21 protein-coding genes, 1 tRNA gene and 1 pseudogene are annotated in these 22,122 nt (G+C 65.9%); 12 read left to right on the forward strand and 11 right to left on the reverse strand.

Going from position 1 to position 22,122, the window contains the following annotated elements; translation table 11 throughout:
* Nucleotides 1–28 precede the first annotated feature (28 nt).
* Both ACLQ3I_RS12785 and ACLQ3I_RS12790 read left to right on the forward strand, forming a co-directional pair.
* Nucleotides 29–1,570: a phospholipase C gene (locus ACLQ3I_RS12785; protein ID WP_425802281.1), complete on the forward strand. Its 1,542-nt coding sequence runs from the start codon at nt 29–31 to the stop codon at nt 1,568–1,570.
* A gap of 186 nt (nt 1,571–1,756) precedes the next feature.
* Nucleotides 1,757–1,830, forward strand: a tRNA-Leu gene (locus tag ACLQ3I_RS12790).
* A 56-nt stretch (nt 1,831–1,886) separates the two neighbouring features.
* Here the strand turns inward: ACLQ3I_RS12790 and ACLQ3I_RS12795 are convergent.
* Together ACLQ3I_RS12795 and ACLQ3I_RS12800 are read right to left on the reverse strand one after the other, a co-directional pair.
* Entirely contained in the window at nt 1,887–2,552 is a 666-nt protein-coding gene (locus ACLQ3I_RS12795) for a hypothetical protein (protein WP_425802284.1), read from the reverse strand.
* 703 nt (nt 2,553–3,255) lie between these two features.
* Nucleotides 3,256–3,879 carry an NADPH-dependent F420 reductase gene (locus tag ACLQ3I_RS12800; RefSeq protein ID WP_425788428.1) on the reverse strand — a complete coding sequence of 208 codons (624 nt, stop codon included), beginning with the start codon at nt 3,877–3,879 and terminating at the stop codon, nt 3,256–3,258.
* Nucleotides 3,880–4,017: 138 nt separating this feature from the next.
* Between ACLQ3I_RS12800 and ACLQ3I_RS12805 the strand changes: the two genes are divergently transcribed.
* Together ACLQ3I_RS12805 and ACLQ3I_RS12810 are read left to right on the forward strand one after the other, a co-directional pair.
* The gene (locus ACLQ3I_RS12805; protein ID WP_425802286.1) at nt 4,018–4,602 is read left to right on the forward strand and encodes a TetR/AcrR family transcriptional regulator; all 585 of its coding nucleotides are present in this window, start codon (nt 4,018–4,020) and stop codon (nt 4,600–4,602) included.
* Nucleotides 4,603–4,627: 25 nt separating this feature from the next.
* Nucleotides 4,628–5,248: pseudogene (locus ACLQ3I_RS12810) on the forward strand (endopeptidase La); the annotation flags it as partial.
* Here the strand turns inward: ACLQ3I_RS12810 and ACLQ3I_RS12815 are convergent.
* The 3 genes from ACLQ3I_RS12815 to ACLQ3I_RS12825 all read right to left on the reverse strand — a co-directional run bounded on the left by ACLQ3I_RS12815 (nt 5,207) and on the right by ACLQ3I_RS12825 (nt 7,630).
* Entirely contained in the window at nt 5,207–6,046 is an 840-nt protein-coding gene (locus ACLQ3I_RS12815; RefSeq protein WP_425802289.1) for an SDR family oxidoreductase, read from the reverse strand. The pseudogene ACLQ3I_RS12810 and the gene ACLQ3I_RS12815 sit on opposite strands and share 42 nt — an antisense overlap.
* Nucleotides 6,043–6,492, reverse strand: coding sequence for a VOC family protein (locus tag ACLQ3I_RS12820; protein ID WP_425802291.1), 450 nt, complete (start codon nt 6,490–6,492; stop codon nt 6,043–6,045). The genes ACLQ3I_RS12815 and ACLQ3I_RS12820 overlap by 4 nt, the downstream gene beginning before the upstream one ends.
* Nucleotides 6,493–6,700: 208 nt before the next feature.
* Entirely contained in the window at nt 6,701–7,630 is a 930-nt protein-coding gene (locus ACLQ3I_RS12825; protein WP_425788436.1) for a LysR family transcriptional regulator, read from the reverse strand.
* A gap of 101 nt (nt 7,631–7,731) precedes the next feature.
* Between ACLQ3I_RS12825 and ACLQ3I_RS12830 the strand changes: the two genes are divergently transcribed.
* Nucleotides 7,732–8,814: a YeiH family protein gene (locus tag ACLQ3I_RS12830; protein ID WP_425802294.1), complete on the forward strand. Its 1,083-nt coding sequence runs from the start codon at nt 7,732–7,734 to the stop codon at nt 8,812–8,814.
* A 200-nt stretch (nt 8,815–9,014) separates the two neighbouring features.
* A complete protein-coding gene (locus ACLQ3I_RS12835) occupies nt 9,015–9,230 on the forward strand; it encodes a hypothetical protein (RefSeq protein WP_425802296.1) in 216 nt (71 codons plus the stop codon).
* A gap of 191 nt (nt 9,231–9,421) precedes the next feature.
* On the opposite strand, the gene ACLQ3I_RS12840 is transcribed toward ACLQ3I_RS12835, so the two are convergent.
* On the reverse strand, nt 9,422–10,327 hold the full coding sequence (locus ACLQ3I_RS12840; protein WP_425788442.1) for an alpha/beta hydrolase: 906 nt from the start codon (nt 10,325–10,327) through the stop codon (nt 9,422–9,424).
* A 70-nt stretch (nt 10,328–10,397) separates the two neighbouring features.
* Between ACLQ3I_RS12840 and ACLQ3I_RS12845 the strand changes: the two genes are divergently transcribed.
* On the forward strand, nt 10,398–11,558 hold the full coding sequence (locus tag ACLQ3I_RS12845) for an MFS transporter (protein ID WP_425802299.1): 1,161 nt from the start codon (nt 10,398–10,400) through the stop codon (nt 11,556–11,558).
* A gap of 16 nt (nt 11,559–11,574) precedes the next feature.
* Here the strand turns inward: ACLQ3I_RS12845 and ACLQ3I_RS12850 are convergent, their stop codons facing one another.
* On the reverse strand, nt 11,575–12,699 hold the full coding sequence (locus ACLQ3I_RS12850; RefSeq protein ID WP_425802302.1) for a TDT family transporter: 1,125 nt from the start codon (nt 12,697–12,699) through the stop codon (nt 11,575–11,577).
* An 88-nt stretch (nt 12,700–12,787) separates the two neighbouring features.
* On the reverse strand, nt 12,788–13,111 hold the full coding sequence (locus ACLQ3I_RS12855) for a putative quinol monooxygenase (protein WP_425802821.1): 324 nt from the start codon (nt 13,109–13,111) through the stop codon (nt 12,788–12,790).
* A 150-nt stretch (nt 13,112–13,261) separates the two neighbouring features.
* Here ACLQ3I_RS12855 and ACLQ3I_RS12860 point away from each other — a divergent pair, with 150 nt between their 5' ends.
* Nucleotides 13,262–14,686, forward strand: coding sequence for an aldehyde dehydrogenase family protein (locus tag ACLQ3I_RS12860; protein ID WP_425788451.1), 1,425 nt, complete (start codon nt 13,262–13,264; stop codon nt 14,684–14,686).
* 231 nt (nt 14,687–14,917) lie between these two features.
* Here the strand turns inward: ACLQ3I_RS12860 and ACLQ3I_RS12865 are convergent, their stop codons facing one another.
* Entirely contained in the window at nt 14,918–16,339 is a 1,422-nt protein-coding gene (locus ACLQ3I_RS12865; protein WP_425802305.1) for a carotenoid oxygenase family protein, read from the reverse strand.
* 682 nt (nt 16,340–17,021) lie between these two features.
* Between ACLQ3I_RS12865 and ACLQ3I_RS12870 the strand changes: the two genes are divergently transcribed.
* Nucleotides 17,022–18,530 (forward strand): alpha/beta hydrolase, encoded by a 1,509-nt coding sequence (locus ACLQ3I_RS12870; protein WP_425788454.1) that lies wholly within the window; start codon nt 17,022–17,024, stop codon nt 18,528–18,530.
* A gap of 50 nt (nt 18,531–18,580) precedes the next feature.
* On the opposite strand, the gene ACLQ3I_RS12875 is transcribed toward ACLQ3I_RS12870, so the two are convergent.
* On the reverse strand, nt 18,581–19,417 hold the full coding sequence (locus ACLQ3I_RS12875; protein ID WP_425790423.1) for a lysophospholipase: 837 nt from the start codon (nt 19,415–19,417) through the stop codon (nt 18,581–18,583).
* A 24-nt stretch (nt 19,418–19,441) separates the two neighbouring features.
* Nucleotides 19,442–19,846, reverse strand: coding sequence for a hypothetical protein (locus tag ACLQ3I_RS12880; protein WP_425788456.1), 405 nt, complete (start codon nt 19,844–19,846; stop codon nt 19,442–19,444).
* 105 nt (nt 19,847–19,951) lie between these two features.
* On the opposite strand from ACLQ3I_RS12880, the gene ACLQ3I_RS12885 reads away from it, so the two are divergent.
* From ACLQ3I_RS12885 to ACLQ3I_RS12895, 3 genes are read left to right on the forward strand one after another with little or no spacing between them, the layout of a single operon-like run.
* Complete coding sequence (locus tag ACLQ3I_RS12885) at nt 19,952–20,923, forward strand: pirin family protein (protein WP_425802308.1); 972 nt, start codon at nt 19,952–19,954, stop codon at nt 20,921–20,923.
* Complete coding sequence (locus ACLQ3I_RS12890) at nt 20,920–21,396, forward strand: MarR family winged helix-turn-helix transcriptional regulator (protein ID WP_425802310.1); 477 nt, start codon at nt 20,920–20,922, stop codon at nt 21,394–21,396. Before ACLQ3I_RS12885 ends, ACLQ3I_RS12890 begins: the two co-directional genes overlap by 4 nt.
* A complete protein-coding gene (locus ACLQ3I_RS12895) occupies nt 21,393–22,121 on the forward strand; it encodes a pirin family protein (RefSeq protein WP_425788461.1) in 729 nt (242 codons plus the stop codon). The genes ACLQ3I_RS12890 and ACLQ3I_RS12895 overlap by 4 nt, the downstream gene beginning before the upstream one ends.
* Nucleotide 22,122: the final 1 nt, after the last annotated feature.

Below are 22,122 nucleotides of genomic sequence, written 5' to 3' on the forward strand. Positions count from 1 at the left end.
AGGCATCGGCTGCCGAGGGGAATCGACTATGGCGGGTACGCCATTTGCAGGTCTGTCACGTCGCGAGTTCCTCGCCCGGGTGGGTGCGGTCGGAGGTGGAGCACTGCTCACCTCATGGGCCGCGCCGATCATCGACCGGGCATACGCATCGGCCGACCCGGCCGGTACCGGATCACTCGAGGACATCGAGCACATCGTCCTGTTCATGCAGGAGAATCGGTCGTTCGACCATTACTTCGGAACCTATTCCGGGGTAAGGGGTTTCGGCGATAAGTCAGCGGTCTGGAAGCAGCGCGGCTGGGCGCCCGGCGTCGGACCGACGAGCCGCGGCCACACCATGCCGTTCCGGCTCGACACCCGCAACGACGCGAACCTCGACGGCGAGTGCATCAACGATCCCGACCACTCATGGGAGGGGATGCACCGATCGTGGAACGGCGGACGCAACGACGGTTGGCTGCCGATGTCGATCGAGTCCGTCGGGCCGGCCAACGCCCCCGCACTGATGGGCTACTACGAGCGGGAGGACATCCCCGTCCACCGATCGCTCGCCGAGGCGTTCACGCTGTGCGACAACTACCACTGCTCGGTCCTCGGGCCCACGGATCCCAACCGCCTCTACTGGATGAGTGCGAGTATCGACCCGACGGGCGCTCACGGCGGCCCACTTCTCGAAACCCCCACGCTGATACCGAAGTTCGTCTACTCCTGGCGCACCATGCCGGAGAATCTGCGCGACGCCGGGGTGAGCTGGAAGATCTACAACAACCGGGATCTCGGACCGGTGTCGTCGGTGGCCCTGGACGGGATGATGGGGTGCTTCAAGCAGGCGCAGAACCCCGGCTCGGAACTGGCGCGACGCGGTATCGCGCCGACTTACCCCAATGACTTCGCCGCCGACGTGGCGGCCGATCGTCTGCCGAAAGTCTCCTGGGTGATCCCGTCAGCGATCAACTGTGAGCACCCGGCCCTCCCCGCCGCCCTCGGTGCCGTGGGAATCGTCGAACTCCTCAACATCCTCACCTCCAACCCGGCGGTGTGGGAGAAGACCGCCCTCATCATCTCCTACGATGAGAACGGCGGGTTCTTCGATCACGTGACCCCGCCGACGCCGCCGGCGGGGACCGCAGGCGAGTTCGTCAGCGTGCCCGACATCGCGAAGGTGCCGTCGTCGAAGGGCATCCGCGGTCCGATCGGCTTAGGTTACCGGGTCCCCTGCTTCGTGATCTCGCCGTACAGCCGGGGTGGCCTGGTGGCATCGGAGACCTTCGACCACACCTCACAACTCCGGTTGATCGAGCAACGCTTCGGTGTCGACGTCCCCAATCTGACGCCGTGGCGCCGGAAGACCGTCGGCGACATGACGTCCGCGTTCGACTTCGCCCACCGGCCCAACGCGGCTCGTCCGCGATTCGGTGACCCGGTTCCCGGGGCCCAGAACGCGCTGATCGGCTGCGGCCCCAACGTCGCGGCGGGCACTCTGGGGCGTGGGCGCCCCTATCCCGTTCCGCCCAACCGCATGCCCCGGCAGCAACCCGGGACCAGAAGGGCGCCCAGCGGAATCGTCTGAACAGCTCCGCCGGCCGAATCCGCCACCCACCTCATCTGTCGCTTCGCACCTTTGCGTGCGCAAAGGTGCGAAGCGGCAGACGAGGTGGGTGGCCTGACATACGCGCCCCGCGGAGCCCCCGGTGTTCGTCCGGCCTTCTCCCCCATGCCATTCTGGTAAGGCGCGTTCTCGGGTTCGGGCACGCCCGCCCCTATAGCCCAATTGGCAGAGGCAGCGGACTTAAAATCCGCACAGTGTCGGTTCGAGTCCGACTGGGGGCACTGCGAAACCCCTGGTCACAGGGGTTTTCTGCTATCGGAACGTCGTTCAAACGATGTCAATGTAACCCCCGTGCGTTTATCCCGTCGAGGATATCGCCGGGGTCGAGTTCGGCGTTGCCCGATACCAAGTAATGGCTTGTCTCGGCAGGAAAATCCTGGCCAGCATAGCTAGGAGGAACCATTTCATCGATCCCGTTGTACAGTCCGTACACCTTGTGAGCGAATTCGTTGAGCCCTTCCGTCGGGTCGAATAGCCGGCGAAGAATCGACCCGGTCGTTAGCCGTACGTCACTTTCCATCGCGCGATTGATTACCGATCGGACCTGTTCCGCGCTGGCACTCCGCAAGAACTTCCACGTAAATCGACTCGCAAGATCGTAGTCTTCGAAATCATATCCGAGAATCAGCGCATCCGATTCGGCGCGAATACCGGTGGGTTCTCCGAATTCGCTCGCAACCTCAAAGTGATCGCCACCTATCGTCTGCGGGATGGCATCGCCCACATTCACTGTCGGGTAGCTGATCAGCGATGCCAGGGCGCTTCGTTGCCGATTCCACATTTCCATTGCCGCGGCCGCTTCGTCCCATATTGCATTGAGATCAATCCCGTCGCTTGTCTGGGAAACAAGTACGTCTCCCGCCGAGGAATAGCCGGTCGCGTTATCTCCGCCGAAAGCAAATAGTTCGCGGTGCAAATGGATGGGGTGCGTGATGGTTGTCATGATGTACTCCAATTCGGTTCGAAGATTTGCGGGACGGATATCCGCGAACGCTTGCCGCGAAAGTCGGCCACGAGCCGAACTGGCGATATTCACTTTGGCCGCGCGATGCTGTCGCGTCGGCGATGTTCACATGTGCCCTCGCCCGCTGAGCGAGTACCCACCGGTAGCGGAGCGCTGCCCTGCTGCCGGGGTGTTACGGCCACCCTAGGCCCGTAATCGGACCACCCGCTAGGACTTCCATCCCGGACAGCGATTCGACGGCGAAACGGTGCCGTGCTACCCCCATGCCACCCACCGGCGCTGTGTTGACGGTGATCTGGGGGTGGCCGCTAGTGCGCCATAGGTGGCGAGAAGTAGCCTCTCACCTGCGGTGTTCACGAAATGAGCGCCGCGTCGCCGCTGGCGGCACTACTCGGAGAACCGCACACTGGCAGTACTTAAAATCCGCCCAGTGTCGGTTCGAGCCCGACTAGGGGCACGCAAAACCGCTGGTAGTAGCGTTGCGTGCCGCCGGCTTCCTCGGGAATCCAATCGCCGTAGGTGTCGTGGGTGAGCGTGAACGTGCTGTGCCCAAGCCACTTGGGCACCTGCTCGGGCACGATCGTTGGCCAACGTTGATGGCCGACATCAGCGAGTCGGTGATCCATCAATCATCGGTATGGACGCACGACGCCCCGTTCCCCCGACTGCTCGGCCCTAGGGCTCAGCCGGCGAATTCGTCGACGCCGAGGGCGAAGTCCCAGTGGCCGACCCCGTTGTTGGCAAGGCTCACGGTGAGCAGGCCCATTCCCTCCAGCCAGTGCGCCATTTTCAAGCCGCCGGCGTCCAGCGGACGCAGCCCGATGCCCGTGACGAATGAGGCCACGGCTGCTTTGGCCGACGCGTCGTCGCCTGCGATGAAGACGTTGGGCCGTCCGTTCTCCAGGACGCTCTGGAAAATGGTGTTGAACGCCTTCACCACTCTGGCGTTGGCCGGGGCCACGTCGGCGACTTCCTGCGCGATCGAGGTCTCCTTGCTGTGGGACAGTCCGTCGAAGGTCGCATTGAATGGGTTGCTGATGTCGACGATGACCTTGTCGGCAAGAGCCTCGCCATACTCGCTGACGACCGGAACGACACCGTCGGCCAACAGGGCCGTGATGACAATGTCGCCGGCCGGGACAGCGCCCCACTTTCCTGCCGTCCCGCGGTCGCCGAGGGCCCGGGCGAGGTCTTCGGCCTTGGACTGATCGCGTCCCATGACTTCGACGCTGTTGCCGCCGGCCGCCGCGAGCGTGCCGATGGTACGAGCCATGTTCCCTGTACCGATCAAAGTGATGTTGCTCATGACCTGTGCTCGCTTCTGTTATGTCGATGCTTGTGGACAATGCTTATGGACACCGATTCGTTTACTTAACGTAACCGACGACTGGCGGGAGGGCAAGCTATGTACACCGATCGGTACCGATTGTTCTATGCTGGTGACATGACGGAGTTGGAGAAGGGCCCGCTGGGCCGGCGTCGCGGTAGGGGGGCCCGCGAGCGCATCCTCCGCGCGGCACGGCAGTTGTTCCGCGATCAGGGCATCAACCGGACCGGCATGGACCAGCTGTGTGCAGTGGCAGAGGTGTCCAAGCGGACCGCCTACCAGCACTTCGCCAGCAAGGATGAGCTCGTCGCCGAGTACTTGCGCCGATTCGATCCGGACGTGATGCCCGAAGTGTTCGATCACGCCGACCTGACACCCCGCGAACGGCTCCTGGCCGCCTTCGACATGCCCGCGTCCATGCCCGTGTGCCCGTACATCGCGGCGGCCGTCGAACTCCACGACCCCCAACACCAGGCCTCCCAGTACGCGCGCGACTACAAGAACGCCGTCGCCCAGCGGTTCACCGACACCGCCCGCGAAGCCGGCGCCGCCAACCCCGAACAACTCGGCGAACAACTGGCGCTACTGCTCGACGGCGCCTCGGCACGTACCCGAGTCCTCAGCACTGAGTCCTTCCCGACCGCTGCTGCCGTCGCTGCCGTCCTCATCGAGAACGCCATTCCCCACGAGCCCGCGATTTAACAACGGTTGACCACTGCTTCGGGTTCTCGTCGACGACGTCCGCAACGGAATGAAGAAGCAGCAGAAGGATTTCCTGCTGCGTCGGCAACCCAACGCCATCCGCAAGGAACTCGGTGAGGACGAGCCCGAAGGTGCCGACGATTACCGCGGACGTGTCGAGGCCGCCGATCTGCCGGAGACCGTCCGCGAGGCCGCGCTCCGCGAGTCCGGGAAGCTCGAACGTGCCAGCAACCAATCGCCCGAAACCGGTTGGATCAGAACGTGGTTGGACATAGTCCTGGAAGGGCCGTGGAGCGTCGAGACCGACGACACCACCGACATCTCCGGTGCGCGGGCGATCCTCGACGCCGATCACCACGGACTCGACGATGGCAAGGACCGCATCGTCGAATACCTGGCCGTGCGCGACCGCCGGGCCGAACGGGGCCTGCAGGTCGCCGGCGGTCGCGGATCGGGTGCCGTGATGGTGCTGGTCGGTCCGCCCGGTGCCGGCACGACGTCGCTGGGAGCGATACTGGACAACGGCACCCCGGAGGTACTCAGAATCCGTCCAGTTTCGGTTCGAATCCGACCCGGGCACCCGATCACCGCAGGTGGTGGCGGACTACGAGTCGAGCGCAGGCTGCGGCCCCCGCACCGCCGCACACAGACCCCCGTCGACGAGCAGATCGATCCCGTTGAGGAAGCTCGCCGCATCCGAGAGGACGAACGCGGCCACCGCGGCGACCTCGTCGGCTTGCCCGAGCCGCGCGAGGGGTGTCTGCTCGGCCCACGCGGCCATCCGCGGATTGTCGGCAGCTTCCTGACGCCCTTGCGGGGTGTCGATGAGACCCGGCGAGATCGAGCAGATGCGGCCGCCCGACGGGCCGAGACGCACCGCTTCCTGCTGGGCGAAACGTCTGACGCCGAGCTTCGCCAGCGAGTAGGCCACACCGGGATGCTCGACCATCGGGCCGAAGCTCTCGCGGATCCGATCCAGGAAATGTTCGTGCAGTGGATCGTCGAGCACGGCGGCAGTGGCCGGGTCGATCTCGACACCGCCGATGGTCGGGGCCATCGATGCGAAGCACACCCACGCCGTACAGACAGTTGCCAACGGGCGTAGGGCTTCGGCCAGGTTCGCCGTGCCGATCAGGTCGACGGTGAAGATTCGTTGCCAGTCGGCCATGGTCGGTGAGATCCCGGCGACATGCGCAACGGCCCGAAGGGTGCCCAGCTCGCTGACACGGGCGGCCAGTCCAGCCAGACCCGCCACGTCCGTGATGTCGAGGACGAACGGCTCGACCACCGCCCCACCATCGGCCGAAAGTTGCTGCGCGGCAGCCGTCACGGTGGCACTGTCGTAGTCCACCAGCACCAGCGTGTCCACCATCGTCGTGAGCCTCTTGGCACACTCGAAACCCATGCCACGACCCGCGCCGGTGACGACGCCTACGGTTGTCATGAACGATCCGCCCAGCACTGACGCAATGACGGTTCCGCGGCCCTGGTGACGAGCTCCATGCGAAAGCCCTTGTCGCTACGCATGAATGCGAAGAACGGGCTACCGTCGGGTGCGCTGCGAGTGGCTTCGGTGACGTATCCGAGCCGCTCGAGTTCGGCCGCGTCGGCATCCACATCGTCGGACCAATAACCGACATGGTGGATGCCGGAGCCGCCCACCGACTCCCAGAAGGTCCCCGGCACACTGCGGATGACCTCGAGGCGCGGCGTCGTGGTCGAGTAGGCGCAGGTGATCTCGATGGTGGTGAGCCCATCTGCCAAGTTGACCTCGATCGGCGCTCCGATCTCAGGCCCCCACTCGTACCGCAGCAGTTCGGAGAGCTGCGATCGTGTCACGTCCAGATCGTCCGTGACGATCCCGACGTGGAACATGTCCTCCGCCTTCACGGCCGGCTCACGATATTCAGAATGCTGTTCTGCACCACGAGAATGATGTTCTCATGAGATGGACGGGGGTGCAATCCACCCAGCAGCGAAACCCACCCACCTGGTTACCCGACATGATCACCCGCGAACCACACATCCATGTCCCGCAGCAGGACCACGTCGCAGGGCACTATTCAACGTCCCAGTGCACCCTTCACGTCCCAAGGCACTACTGCGGCAGGGATCCCGAACCCCCTGAGCTTGCGCGCGCACGCCTGGCGATGTTCACCAGCTCGCCTGCCGGGCCGTCCAGCCTGCGCGGCGGACGCCAGACCGCCCGGAGAGTTCGCGTCAGATCGAGGCGTTGCACATCAACGATCCGTAGGTCGCCCGATGCCACCTGATCGGACACCGCGAGCGTGCTCATCACCGCGGGGCCAACGCCGGCGAGCACGCTGGTGCGGATGGCCGCGGCGCTGCCGAGTTCCAACAGCGGGGCGGGCCGGGTGTAGTCGATCAGCGCCATGTCCAGCGTCGTGCGCGTGCCAGAACCGGGCTCACGCACCACCAGGGGCGCTGCGGCCAATTCCGCCACACTGAGCGGATGTCGTCTGCGTGCCCAGACATGAGCCGGATGCACCACGACGACCAGACGATCGGTCGCAACCGTGGCGCTGTGCAGGCCGGTCGGCACCGTGGGGGACTCGACGAATCCGACATCGCAGCCGCGGTTCTCGATCCGTTCGAATACCTCAGTGGAGTTGTGCATCTGCAGATGCACCTGCACGTCTTTGTGACGTTTGTGGAAATCGGCCAGCCAGTTCGGGAGCAAATGTTCGGCCACCGTCACGCTCGCACAGACGGTGAGCACCGCCTGACGCTCCTCATGCAAAGCCTGAGCGGCGTCGAGCAGCCGCGTCGCGTCGGCAAGGACCTCGCGTGCCCAGTGCACGATCACCGTGCCCTGCGGGGTGAGGCTCGACCCGCGAGGGCTGCGACTGAGCAACGACGCGCCAAGACGAACCTCGAGTTGCTTGATGGCGCGGCTCGCATTGGGCTGCGCCATGCCCACGGACCGCGCCGCGCCGCCCAGACTCCCGAGGTCGTCGACTCCGACAAGCAATTCGAGGACGGCCAGGTCAGGCCACATTCTTGGCATGCTGAAAGCATATGGGCGGTGCGGAAGGAATATCAATCCGATAATACCTATTGCGCGTTCGGGGGCTACCGGAGCGGTGTGCGCTCGCCGAGGATGGAGCCATGACCACCCAGGAGGATGCGCCGACGCGCGATGTGCCGTCACCCGCGTTGAGGTCGCGCGCGAAGGATCGTCGCGACGTGAAACGGACCGGCGGCGGCAGACTGCTGCCAGATCTCCTGCCCGGCCTGGCACTCTGTGGGGTCGCCACCGGCGTCGCCCTCGGCGTCAACTATTTCGTGCCATCGGTGAGTCCACTCTTGGTGGCGATCGTGATGGGTGCACTGCTGGCAAACCTCGTACGATTGCCGAATCGGATTCAACCGGGCCTGCAGTTCTCGGCGAAGCGGTTGCTACGTGCCGGGGTTGCGTTGTTGGGGTTGCAATTGGTGTTTACCGATGTCCTCGGCCTCGGGTGGGGCGTGATCGTCATGGTGATCGCAGTCGTCGGCCTCGGCATCACGGGGGCGATGATCATTGGAAAATTGTTGGGGCTCAGCTGGACACAGCGGTTGCTCATAGCCTGCGGCTTCTCGATCTGCGGGGCCGCAGCCGCCGCAGCGGTGGACGGCGTCATCGACGCGGACGAGGAAGAGACGGTCACCGCGGTGGCCCTGGTGATCATCTTCGGCACGTTGATGATTCCAGTGATTCCGCTTCTCTCGAATCTGATCGGCTTCGAGCCGGCTCAGGCAGGACTCTGGGCCGGCGGATCGATCCACGAGGTCGCTCAGGTCGTCGCGGCTGCGGGCGCCATGGGAGGCGGAGCACTCGCGGTCGCAGTGGTGGTCAAGTTGGCGCGGGTGCTGATGTTGGCCCCCGTGATGGCGTTGATCAGCTTGCGGCAACGGCGGATGATCGCGGATCAATCGGTCGACGCTCGACGCCCACCCCTGATGCCACTGTTCGTGCTGGTGTTCATCGCCATGGTCGCATTGCGCTCGACCGGCATACTGCCGACCGCGCTGGTCAGCGTCAGCAAAGGGCTCGAGACCGGGCTGCTGACCGCGGCGATGTTCGCCTTGGGCGCCGGCGTGCAGGTAGCCACAATCAAAAGGGTCGGAGCACGCCCGTTCGTCATGGCGCTCGGGACGACGGTGTGGGTCGGATCGATAGCCCTGGTCGGGACGCTACTCGTGGGCTGATCCCCCGACCCAGCTAGCCAATGACCGGTCTCGACCTGTCGTTGGTCTCGATACCGCACATCGACACAGCGTGAGGGCGGAATCATGAATGCGAAGAACGTTGTGCCGTCGGGCGGCCCGGATGCGTCCGTGATTTATCCGAGGCGCTCGAGTAGGGCCGGAATCGTTTCACCCGATTTCGCCCGTGATCTACTCGACTCATGAGCCACCCGACGATTGTTGCCATGGCGGATGCCGACGCCGCCGCACTGACCCTGGGCATCGCCATCTACGCGGCGGCCATCCTGATCGGAACAGGACTGGTGGTCAACGCGGTCACCCGGCATCGCAAGAACCGCGCAATCGCCGCGGCGGTCGTGGTCCTCGTGCTGGTAGTGGCCGGCGTGGTCGTAGCGGTGGCCAGCAGTATCAGTTAGCGGAACCGGAACATACGCCGGACCTGCCACCGCTGCGACATGGTTCGCACAGACGCCACCGAGCTGGCCGAACCGTCATTTTTGCGCATCGACCAGGGCGTCTTCCCCTCTCAATTCTGCTGCTGAACAACGAGTTCCATTGATGAGAAGTCGGAGTAAAAACCGGGCGAATCACCGCCGAGCTACGCGAGTCATCCCCTGCCGCGGAACGCTGCCCGCAGCGCGGCCGATTGGAGTCGGAAGAACTCTCGCGACACCGGCACCGTGGGATTCACGAGGTCGAATCCGTGGAAGGCGCCGGGAATCACCTCGATCTCGCACGGAACGCCGGCAGCGCGTAGTCGGTCGGCGTACCGGAGGTCCTCGTCGTGAAAGAGGTCCAGACCGCCAACGCCGATCCATGCGGGTGCCAGACCGCTGAGGTCGTCGCGTCGCGCCGGCGCGACGATCTCGGGATCGGCGTTGCCGAGGTAGCTGTCCCACCCGAACCGATTGGACTTTGCGTGCCACATCCGCAGGTCGTCCTCATCGACAGATGTGCGTGCCGTTCGGTCGTCGAGCATCGGATAGACGAGCAACTGCAGGACGGGCGTTGACCCGCCCCGGTCACGGATCCGCAGCGCCAGCTGCGCCGCGAGTCCGCCACCCGCGCTGGCCCCGCCGATGGCGAACTGCCCGTCTGCGACGCCGTCGAGATCGTGCAGCACGTCGAGCGCCTCGTGGCAGTCGTCGAGCGGCGCCGGGAACGGGTGCTCGGGCGCCAACCGGTAGTCGACGGACACCACCACAGCACCGAGATCACGACTGAACCGCCGGCACAGATCGTCGTCTTGCTGTGCCGTCCCGATGACATATCCGCCGCCGTGAATCCAGAGCAGCCCGGGACCGTCACCGGTGACCCCGGCCGGCCGGAACACCCGGGCCTCCCCACCGGAGGGAAGTGAACGGACCTCCACCTCAGAACCACGCTGCAGCCGGCCCATCCCGTTCTGCACCATCCGGATCAGAGGGAGGGTCCTCGCTCCGACGAGCCCCCGGGGCAGGAAGCGTGCCATCCGCTGCAGATCAGGGTGGAAGTCCTGAACGTTTGCTGCCATCGTCGGCGTTCCGTTCTGTTGTCGGGACCGGTGCGGTCCGCCAACTCTATAACCGGCAGAATCGGATTCGATGCACACTGCCGAAAGTCCGGTGAAGCGGTTCGCTCTGCCGGCCATCCTTGCGGTCCTGTTCGCGACGGGCTGGGGCGCCAATCATTTCGCCTCGATGATCCCCGTGCTGAAGTCTGACGAGGGCCTGCCGAACGCGGTCCTCGACGGGGCCTTCGGCATCTATGCGATCGGCCTCCTGCCGGGGCTGTTCGGTGGCGGCTCGTTGTCGGACCGGGTCGGCCGGCGACCGGTCGTCCTTACCGGCGCCGCGCTCGCCGGGATCGGCAACCTCCTGATGATCGGCTGGCATGATCAGGCCGGAGTCCTGGTCGGTCGACTCGTCGTCGGCCTCGGTGCCGGACTGACGATCAGCGCCGGAACCGCCTGGGCCGCCGACCTGCGGGGCAGGTCCGGCGCCACCCTTGCCGGCGCCCTGCTCACCATGGGATTCGCTTTCGGCCCGGTGATCACGGGACTCCTCGCCGAGTTCGCGCCCCATCCCGCCGAACTCCCCTTCGCACTCAGCGGTGTCGTCTCGCTCGTGGTGGCGGCCGTCGGGTTCGTGCTCACGCCGACGACTCCCGTCCGTCACGATCATCCGCTCACCGAGGTCGACGACGCCGATGGGCGGTCGGTCGGAGCGGCATTGTCCTGGTCGGTACCGATGGCGCTCTGGGTATTCTCGTCGGTGACGGTCGCGGTGGTCGTGATGGCCCACCGCATCAGCGACCGGTACGACGGCCCGTGGGTGCCCGGCGTGGCCGCGGCCCTGAGTCTCGGGTCTGGTGTGATCATCCAGTTCGTCGTGCGACGGGCGGGAGTCGGGAGGATGGCGGGAGTCGTCGGCGCCGCCCTGGCGGCGGTCGGGTTCACGCTGTCGGCCGTGGCGGGTGGCCATCCGTCGATGTTGTTCTTCGCGGTCACCGCGGTGGTGCTGGGTCTCGCCTATGGGCTGTGTCTGCGCGACGGGCTCATGGACGTGGAGGCGTTCACACCGCGACGCAACCGTGGCGCGGTGACCGGAATCTTCTACGTGGCCTGCTATCTCGGCTTCGGACTGCCCGTACTGCTGACCACGATCGAGCCGTCGGTCGGTATCGTCGCGCCGATGGTCGTGCTCGCGATCGCCGCGGCCGCCGCATCGGCGGCACGTGCAATCCGGCTGCAGCGCACCGCCTGACGATCCGGTCGGGGCATCACGCAGGGCGGAATACCCTGCCGATGTAAGCGGCGTGTGCGGTCCGGGTCGCGACGATCCCCCAGGCGATCACCAGCACCACGTAGAGCACGTCGGCGAGCCCCCGGATCGGAGCCGACCCCAGCGCGACACCCAGTGCACTCATACCCGTCACACAGGTCCCCACCGGGAACGTGAAACTCCACCAGGTGAGCGCGAAAGGCAGGCCCCGACGGATGGTGCGCACGGTGATCGCCGCCGCAAGGACGAACATCGCCGCACCGAAGCCTCCCATCGCCAGGCCGTAGATCATCCCGAAGATCTTGAACCCGAGTGCTATCGGTGCCATGGCGCCCACAAAGACCAGGCCCGCCTGAGCTCCGAGGAGATTCGCAGCCGTGATGGATTGCCCGATCATCCCCAGCGTGATCCAGACCGTCGGCGCCGACTGGGCCACCGGCACCCCACCGTGGACCAGTCGCGAATAGATCATCGCCATGGTCATCATGCCCAGCACCAGACTCAGGCCGAACAGCGCATAACACGTCGACAGCATGGCAAGTCTCGCTTGCCCTTCCGGTACATGCGTCAGCAATGCGGCGCCGGTCGACGCGGACACCATCGGCGGCACCACCGGCATCAGCCAGGCCGGGAGGGCACGCACCTCGTGTTGCCGTGTCCGGGTCATCATCGTGAACGGAACCCAGATGCTCGTCGCCACGCCGAGCACCGTTCCGACCGCCCACAGGACCGAGCCGATCCCGACCGCGATCGTCGATCCCAGCAGCGGTGCACCGAGATGCACGGCCCCGGCACCGACGGTGAGGATGGCCATCGGCACGGCGCCGTAGAACTGCGACATCACCGGGTCGGCCGCATAGTGCCGTGCGGTGTACGGATGCCGCGCCCAGTGCACCAAGAACGCCGTGGCGATCGCGACCAGCAGCACTGCGGCCACGACCCAGATCATCGTGGCGAACGCGGTCAGGAGTCCCGACTGCAGAGGCAGTGAGACCGCCGCATTGGCGACGATGCCGGTCCCCATCACGGCGGCGAACCAGTTGGGTGTGAGGTGTTCGAACACCTGGCCGGGGCGCTCGAGCTCGCCGAGGAACCGTCGGTCGACAAGCGCGGTGGAGGTCATGGATCAACCCTCGCCTAGCACTCCCTGCGCCGGTAGACGCCAGCGCCTTGTGTATCCACAACCAGAGATTGTGGGCGGCGCCGGGCGGCTACTGACCGTCGACCGCCATCTCCCCGAGCTCGGACCACGCCTCCTGATCGATGGTGGCGTTGACGATGTCGGGTGTCCGCGCAAGATACTTCGGCAGCTCCGCGGTCGCCTTGCGGAAGTGCTCGCTGGTCACGTGGGCCTCCGCCGCGTCGTCGTCGAAGGCCTCGACGAGGACGTAGGTGGCGGGCTCGTCGAGGCTGCGCGACCATTCGAACCATTTGTTGCCGACCTCAGCCCGGGTGGCCTGCGTGAACTCCTCGACGAGGTCGGGCCATTGCTCGACGAATTCGGGCTTCACGGGCCACTTCGCGACGATGAAGATCTTGTCCCAACCCTACTGACCAGGCCGTTGCGTGGCGCCTCAGATCGAGACAGACATCTGACAACGAACGTTTCCTCAAAGCCTGCCCCGGCCCTCTGCAGGCAGGCATAGTGTGGTGTCGACAACACCCCGCGGATATGGAGGATCACCATGCGCGAAATCAGCAAGTTCTACATCGACGGCCAGTGGGTCGAGCCCACCGAGCTGAATCTGATCGACGTGATCAACCCCGCGACCGAGAAAGCCGCCGGCCATGTCGCACTCGGCACGGCCGCCGATGTCGACACCGCGGTGCAAGCGGCGCGTAAGGCATTTACCACCTGGAGCCAGACGAGCGTCGACGACCGCGTCACAATCCTCAACGCCGTGGTCGCCGAATATCAGAAGCGGATGCCCGAGCTCGCCGCTGCGGTGACCGAGGAGATGGGCGCGCCGAACGGGTTGGCCAACAACGTCCAGGTACCCATCGGGCTGGCCCACCTGATGACCGCCGCGGCACAGCTGCCCACCTTCAGCTTCTCGGAAGACCGCGGGTCGTCGCGGATCGTGAAGGAGCCGATCGGTGTCTGCGGTTTCATCACGCCCTGGAACTGGCCGCTGAACCAGGTCATGGTCAAGGTTGCCCCGGCACTCGCGACCGGGTGCACCATGGTGCTCAAGCCTTCCGAGGTGGCTCCGTTCAGCGCCGCCATCGTGGCCGAGATCTTTGATGCTGCAGGCGTTCCCGCGGGAGTGTTCAACCTCGTCAACGGTGACGGGCCGGGCGTCGGCGCAGCCCTCGCGTCGCACCCCGGCATCGACATGGTGTCATTCACCGGCAGCACCCGCGCCGGCATCGAGGTCGCCAAGAATGCGGCACCGACCGTGAAGCGTGTTGCCCAGGAGCTCGGCGGCAAGAGCCCCAACGTCATTCTCGACGACGAGGACTTCGCGACCAATGTCGGCGGCGGGGTGGCCGCGATGATGATGAACTCCGGACAGTCCTGCAACGCGCCCACCCGCATGCTGGTCCCCAAGTCGCGGATGGCCGAGGCGGCCGAGGCCGCGAAGTCCGTGCTGCCGACACTGACCGTCGGTGACCCGAGCACGGACGTCCGCATGGGGCCCGTGGTGTCCGAGCCCCAGTTCGAGAAGGTCCAGGGGCTCATCGAGCGCGGTATCGAGGAGGGCGCCAACGTCGTGTTCGGTGGGCCGGGCCGCCCCGACGAGCTGCCCACCGGCTATTACGTACGGCCCACCGTGTTCGCCGACGTCACCAACGACATGGACATCGCCCGCACCGAGATCTTCGGCCCCGTGTTGGTGATGATCGGCTACGACTCGATCGACAACGCCATCGAGATCGCCAACGACACCGAGTACGGTCTCGCCGGCTATGTCTCGGGCAAGGACGTCGACGAGGTCCGCAAGGTCGGCTCCCGCATCCGCGCGGGTTCGATCTCGCTCAACGGTGCGCAGCTCGATCCGTCGGCACCGTTCGGCGGATACAAGCAGAGCGGCAACGGCCGCGAGTGGGGCGACTACGCCTTCGACGAGTTCCTCGAGGTCAAGTCACTCCTGGGTTACGACGCCTGAGCCGAGTTCCGGAAAAGCGCCCCAGATAACCGGGGGCGCGTTTCCGGAATTCAACCGGCGGGCGAACATCCACCCGCCGATCGAGTAGGCACCGAGCGAAGCGAGACGCCGTATCGAGATCACTTGTTCCGCAATCGGGTCTCGATTCCCGACTCACTCCGTTCGCCGCTACTCGACCAGCGGGAGGCTTGTCGCCTCGACCGGCAGGAGGGTGGTCGGCTCGACCGCGGATCATTCGGCCGGTAGCCACGCCCCGTGCAGACCGGCCGGAACCCGGATCGGCATCCGGACGGTCGCGAGCGGTCCCGCGGCGGGATCGTCGGCGGCCAGCACGTAGAAGTACGACGCCATGTCCTCCAGGTCGGTGCCGAATGCACCCCAGTAATCGTGTTGCGCGCCCGGCATGTAGATCGGCTCGCCGATGGCAGCACCTGGGCGCCAACAGGTCTCGGTTCCGGCGCGCAGATCGTGGAACCAGAGGCTGTCGAGATCTCCGGTGTCGTTCCCGCTCTTGCCCACCGTCGCGACCCGTGAATGCGGCCGCGTGAGCAGGCGGTCGTCCACGCGCGGGAACTCCACATCGGCACTCTCGCCGAGAACGGTACGAGCGATCGTTCCCCTCGCCGGATCGAGAACCGCGCGCACCAGCGCAGACGACGCCGGCTGCGGCATGTCCGCGAACGCTTCCGGATAGGTCCATTCCACGTAGTCGACGGTCACCGTGCCGTCGTCCGACACGTCACCCACGGTGTCGAAGGCATTGGCGAAGTGCCACACCCACATCGGTTCGGAGTCGATCCACCGGATCGGGCCCCCGTCGCGCGGTATCAGCGCGATGCGAGTGCCCGACTCGGGATGCCACTGCAGCAGCGAGCCACCGCTGAGCATCGCGCTGATGTCGAAGACGAGCGGGCACAGGAACAACACAATGTAGCGCGAGGTCAAGGCCATGTCGTGGATCATCAGTGGCCGATCGACACCCTCGACCGGTGTCGGTGGCCGACGGGTCCGGCCATCCGGTCCGATCACCGCCCACGTGAGGTACGGCGCCTCGAGGACGTAGTTGAACAGCACGAGCTCCCCCGTCGAGGGGTCGATCTTCGGGTGCGCCGTGCTGCCGACCGCCATGGCGCCGTTGCAATTGTCACGGGCGATCGTGCCCAGACCGGCGGGATCGAGACGATATGGCTGGTCGGACTCGGCCATGGCGAGCAGTCGGCCGGCGTGCTGCACGATGTTGATGTCCGGCAGTTGCCGGAACGTCCCGGCGAGATCGGGACCGACTTCGTCGGCCGACGGCGTGTACCCATCGGTGAGGCCCGACCAGATCGCTTGCCCGGCATCTTCTTCGGCGAGCACCATCGGCGTCCGGACGAACCGGTTCCGGTAATGGGCTGCGCCATCACCGATCTCGAGTCGGTGCACCATCGCGTCTCCGTCGAGCGGATAGACATACGAGCCGATCGGATCGAATCGCGGATTCGGTCCGTTCCGCAGATAGCTCCCGTGCAGGTCGTCGGGGATCGTGCCGACCACCTCGAGCTCGTCGACGTCGACCTCTGCACGTTGGGGCGCAAACACTCCCGAGAGATGGGCGTGATGTGCCATGTCGACCGGCGCAGGCCGGGCAGGAGTGGGTGAGGTGGTGGTCATTCGGTCGCCTCTCAAAAATTCCGCGCGGAAGGGGCTCGTCCCACGCCTTACCCCAGGATGCTCCCTTCCCGACCTACCGACATCCGCTATCCGACGGAATCCTGCGAGGCACCGTCCGACGGATCGCCCACATCAGCGGCCACCCGTCGGACGTCCCGCGAATCGCTCGTTCAGGAATGCCGCGGCGTCGCGCTCGACGGTAGAGCACCCGTGTCGACGTCACCGGAACGATCACACCGGCCATGACGAACTCGACCTGCCGGATCCGCAGGACCGTACCGGGCCGGTGCGAACCCCGTCCGGGCCCGGCCGATAACAGGAATCCGCGGACGGCAGTGGTGTCGCGTGCGCCGGATCCGGCGCCGCCAACAATCCGAGAGCGACCGACGATTGCCGATCCGAGCACCATCAACAGCCGTGTCATGGGGATCTCCGATCGGTGAGCGGCCTCACACAGTGAACATTCCGCAGGACGACCCGCGCCGCGCGCGGAAACGAACCGGGCATCAGAGGTCGAGGTCCGCGATCGTCCCACCTCACAGCGATTTCACAGCGAAGCGCACAGACGTACCTGTGTAACACCCACCGCATGTGCGACGACAAATCAGTCATCACGGAAGCTCTCCACGCCGGAGGGTCCGTGCGTCGGGGGACATCGCTCAATTCTTTTGTCAGGAGTCTCATGCCCATCCCTCCGGAATCCCTGGATCCGAATCTGGTCACCGAAGGCTGGCAGGTCTCACCCACCGCCGCGACCGCACATCCGCATCGTCGCCGACACCGTCGGCTCGCGGGCATCGCCGTCGTCGTCGCGTTGAGCCTCGGCCTGTTCGGCATCAGCTCGCTGATCTCGGGCGGCAACAAGGCGTCGGCCATCACCGGTCACCCTGAGGTCCTCCGCGAGGGCTGTACCTGGGACACGTCCGGCAACTTCGTCCAGAACTGCAAGGTCTGGTCGGCGTCGCAGAACAAGTTCGTGATCGTCCAGATCCGCGCGTCGAATGGCAGCGACAACGGCGTCTATCTGCTCGACGGCATGCGCGCGAGTGAGGACCGCTCGGCCTGGACCACCGATGTACAGGCGGCGAAGGTCTACGACGGCGCGAGCGACACGACCCTGGTCATGCCCGTCGGCGGCGCGTCGTCGTTCTACACCGACTGGGACGCGGGTGCCGGTGACCAGAACACCACCATCAAGGAAGAGACCTTCCTGACCGCCGAACTCCCCGACTACCTGGCGGAGAACTTCGGCGTGAGCAAGAACAACAACGCGATCATCGGCCTGTCGATGTCGGGCGGCCCGGCCGTCACACTCGCCGAGCGGCACCCCGAGCAGTTCAAGGTCGTACAGGCAATGTCCGGCTACTACCAGACCGACAACCCGATCGGTGCGCTGGGCGTGTTCGGTTCGCAGACGATGGTGTCGAACTACACCAACGGGATCGTCAACATGTGGGGCGCGCCGGGCAGTCAGCGGTGGACCGACAACGATCCGTCGAAGAATGTGAACAAGCTCAAGGAGAACGGCCAGACCCTGATCATCTCCTCGGGCAACGGTTTCCTCACCGCGACCGAGATGGCGAAGCTGTCGCAGCAGGACCAGATCAGTGCGATGGCGCTCGAGATCCTGTCGGCCTTCTCGACCGTGTTGATGCAGTTGCAGGCGGCACAGACCGGGGCGTCGGTCATCTCACTCCCCAACTACGGCGGACACACCTGGGAGAACTGGGGTCGCGGGCTCGCCGACGGCAAGGATCACGTCCTCGAAGCTCTGCGCAGCACCCCGCCGGTCACCGACAAGGTGCAACTCGTGAGCGCATCGGGAAGTCCCGAACCCGAGGGGGCGGCCAAGGCCACCCAGGCGGCGCTGGTCGCCGCGAAGGCCTCACCGGCGCTGACCCCCGAGGTCCTCGCCGCCGCCACCGAGGCATCGGCGTCGTCGACGGCGAGCTCGACAGAGTCGTCGGCCGCGAGTGTCGCATCCGGTTCGTCGGAGGCGCCTGCGGCGACCAGCGACGCATCGGAACCAACCGCGGACACCCCCGGCAGCACCGAGGTCGGGACCACCGTCCCCGCGCCGCCCGCCGACACCGCCGACACGAACTCCACTGTGGATTCACCGGCGCCCGCGAGCTCGCCAGAATCGGTCGCACCATCGGCGACGACACCGACCACCACCCCGGCGGCGTGACGGCAGCGCGCTGACTACCCATCGGCGGTACGCGGTCGTCGGTCCGCGGATCAGGGCTCGGGCGTGTGATCGGCCACCCAGCCGAGCACGTCCGAGATCACCTGGTCGCGCTCCGGCTCGTTGAAGATCTCGTGATAGAGACCGTCGTAGATCGTGAGTGTCTTGTCCGATGACGCGGCGAGCCGATCCACCATCTCGCTGCCGGCCGGACTGGTGAGGGCGTCGGCACTGCCGTGCAGTACTAGCAGCGGGATGTGCAAGCCCGGCAACCGTCGCGGGAACGATCCCATGGTCGCCAGCATCGCGCCGCCGAGGGCCGCCGGGATCTTCCCGCGCGTCACCAGCGGATCGGTGTCGTAGGTGGCGACCACCTGCGGGTCACGCGAGATGTTCGCCGAATCCAATGCCGTGGTGGGCAATCCGGGTGCGACTCGCGCCAGCAGCGGCGCCAGTTTGACCGCGACCGGCGACAAATCGTCGCCCGGCACCACGGCGGCACCGGAGAGCACCAGACCGTCCAGTCGATCCTGATGCTCGAGCGCGAAGTCCAGGGCGATGCAGCCACCCATGCTGTGCCCGATCAGGAAGGTCGGCAGGTCGCCGATCGCGACCTGATCCAGCACCGTGCCGAGATCGTCGGTGTAGTCCGAGAACCGTTGGACACGAAGACGTTTACCGCCCGACCGCCCATGACCCAGGTGATCGGGCACGGCGACCAGGTAGCCCGCACCGACGAGACGCTCGACGACGTGGCGGTAGCGGCGACCGTGTTCACCGAGCCCATGGGCGATCACGACCGTCCCCCGCGGACCACCCTCCGGGCGACTGACGTCGTAGGTGATCGTCTCGCCGTGCCGGCCACGGAACGAACGTTCCTCCACTGCCATGTCGGTCATTGTGGTTGCACTCCTTCAGCTGAGAAGTCCGAGTCGCGAGGCCACGCTGCGCCCCGCCGATTCCAGTGCGGCGAGCGGTCGCATCGCCGCCTCGCCGATCCCGACCAGGATCTCCACCCGCCCGACGACGCGTTCGAGCCGATCGACCACATCGACCATCACATCGACGGTCGAATCCACCTGGTCCAGCGTGCCCGTCAGTCGCGACATGGTGACGCCGAGATTGTCGATGGCACCGTCGAGCCCACCGATCGTCTTGTTCATGTCCACGAGCACATCGCCGAGGTCGGTCAGGATCGCCTCGACCTGATCCACCGTCACATCCGCGTTCAGCGCGGCCTGGGCCAGCTTCTTGAATCGCTGCCGTTCGGCAGGTCGTGCGTCGTCAGAGCCACGATTCCCGCCACCGGTTTCGGCCATGACCTGATTATTCATGGTCGAGGACCCCACTCGGGGGAATACGACGCGAGCCCACCCTGTTGAGGCCGATATAGCTCAAAATTGAGCTACCGAGAGGAGCCCGTCATGCCCGCAATCACCGCCGACACCCTGACCTTGCCGCGGTTGCGCTCCGCAACCCCCGAGCAGACCGAACGACCGGTGAAGTCGGTGACCACCGGACCCCGCGGCTTCGAGGGCGAGGGTTTCCCGGTGGTCCGGGCCTTCGCCGGGGCGTCGAGCACCGACCTCGATCCGTTTGTCCACATGGACCAGATGGGCGAGGTCGACTACGAGCCGGGCGAACCCAAGGGCACGTCCTGGCATCCACACCGCGGATTCGAGACCGTCACCTACATGATCGACGGCCGGTTCCAACACCAGGACTCGACCGGAGGCGGCGGTCTCATCGAGAACGGCGCCACGCAATGGATGACCGCGGGAGCGGGCATCCTGCACATCGAGACCCCGCCGGCCGAACTCGTCGATTCCGGCGGCCTGTTCCACGGCATCCAGCTGTGGGTGAACCTGCCGGCGGCCGACAAGTTCATCACCCCCAAGTACCAGAACCTCGAAGGCGGCCAGGCCGCGCTGCTGACCACCGAAGACGCCGGTGCCCTGATCCGCATCATCGCCGGAGAGATCGACGGTCACGCCGGACCCGGATCGACCCACACACCGATCACCTTCGCGCACGCCACTGTGACGCCCGGTGCACGACTGTCCATGCCGTGGCGTCCGGACTTCAACGCACTCGTCTACGTGCTGTCGGGCCGCGGCACCGTCGGCCCCGGCGCCCGGCCCGTCCGGCAGGGCCAGCTGGTGGTGTTCGGCAAGGGAGACCGGATCACCGTCACCGCGGACGAGGGGCAGGACTCGAACCGTCCGGCACTGGAACTGCTGGTCCTCGGCGGACGGCCGATCCGCGAGCCGGTATTCCAGTACGGGCCGTTCGTGATGAACACCAAGCAGCAGCTCGTCGAGGCCATCGATGACTTCAATGCCGGGCGACTCGGCGTCGTCCCGCCCGACGCGCTGATGCCGCACACCTCACGGTGAGCCCATCCACGACGCCGGACCCGCGCCGAGCCGCGTGGCAGGTCTTCATCGAGACCAGTGCTCGTCTTCAGACCGTCCTCGACGACGACCTGAAGGCGAGCGCCGGCATGTCCCTCGCCGACTATCAGGTCCTACTTCTGCTGCACGATGCGCCACGACGGCGTCTCCGGATGCGGGATCTCTCCGAACACCTGGTGTTCTCGACGTCGCGACTGTCGTATCAGATCGACACACTCGTACGCCGCGGCTGGCTCGGCCGTGAGCGGGCCGACGAGGATCGACGCGGCAGCTACGCGGTGCTCACACCCCGTGGCGCCGAGGTGTTCCGGCACGCCGCCCGAGACCACGCCCGGTGCGTCCGAACGCTGTTCATCGACGCCTTGTCCGAGACCGACGGGGTCGCCCTGCTGGACATCATGACCCGGCTGTCGGGCCACATGTCGTCCCAGCACGAGACGAGAGGCCGACGATGATACAGATCATCCGGTCTGACGAGCGCGACCATTGGTGGAACGAGTGGCTCGACTCTCGCCAGTCCTTTCCCGCGACGGGCAATTTCGACCTGGCCGCGAATGCCCACGGTGTTCTGCTCGTCCACAATGACGATCGTGTCGACGCAGGCGAAGGTCTCGACACGCACAGGCACTCCGACACCGAGATACTCACCTGGGTACTCGAGGGCGTTGCGGCGCACCGGGACTCCACCGGTCACGAGACACTGATCCACCCCGGCGAGATCCAGCGGATGACGGCCGGGCGCGGTATCCGGCACAGTGAGCGCAATCCGGCTCGCCGCAACGAGGATCGACCGTTGCGCGTCATCCAGATGTGGATCGCCCCCGACACCGCGGGTCTCGATCCGGGATACGAGCAGCGCGACCTGACCACCGAACTGTCCTCCGGTGAGCCGGTCGTCGTGGCGTCCGGGATGGCCGCCCACGCCGACGGCCCGGCCGTCTGGCTCGCGAACCGTCAGTCGGCGCTGTACGTCGCACGAGCTCGAGCGGATCGCCCCATCGAGTTTCCGGCGGCGCGGTTCGGACATCTGTTCGTCGCTGCCGGAACTGTATCGGCCGACGGCATCGGGGATCTCTCGGAAGGCGACGCGGTCCGACTCACCCGGCACGGAGATGTCCGCATCCGCCCTCACGAGAGCGCCGAGCTCCTCTACTGGGCGATGGACACCTCGGTGCGCTGAG

The sequence above is a fragment of the Gordonia sp. DT101 genome, assembly GCF_049844895.1.
Lineage (GTDB): Bacteria > Actinomycetota > Actinomycetes > Mycobacteriales > Mycobacteriaceae > Gordonia.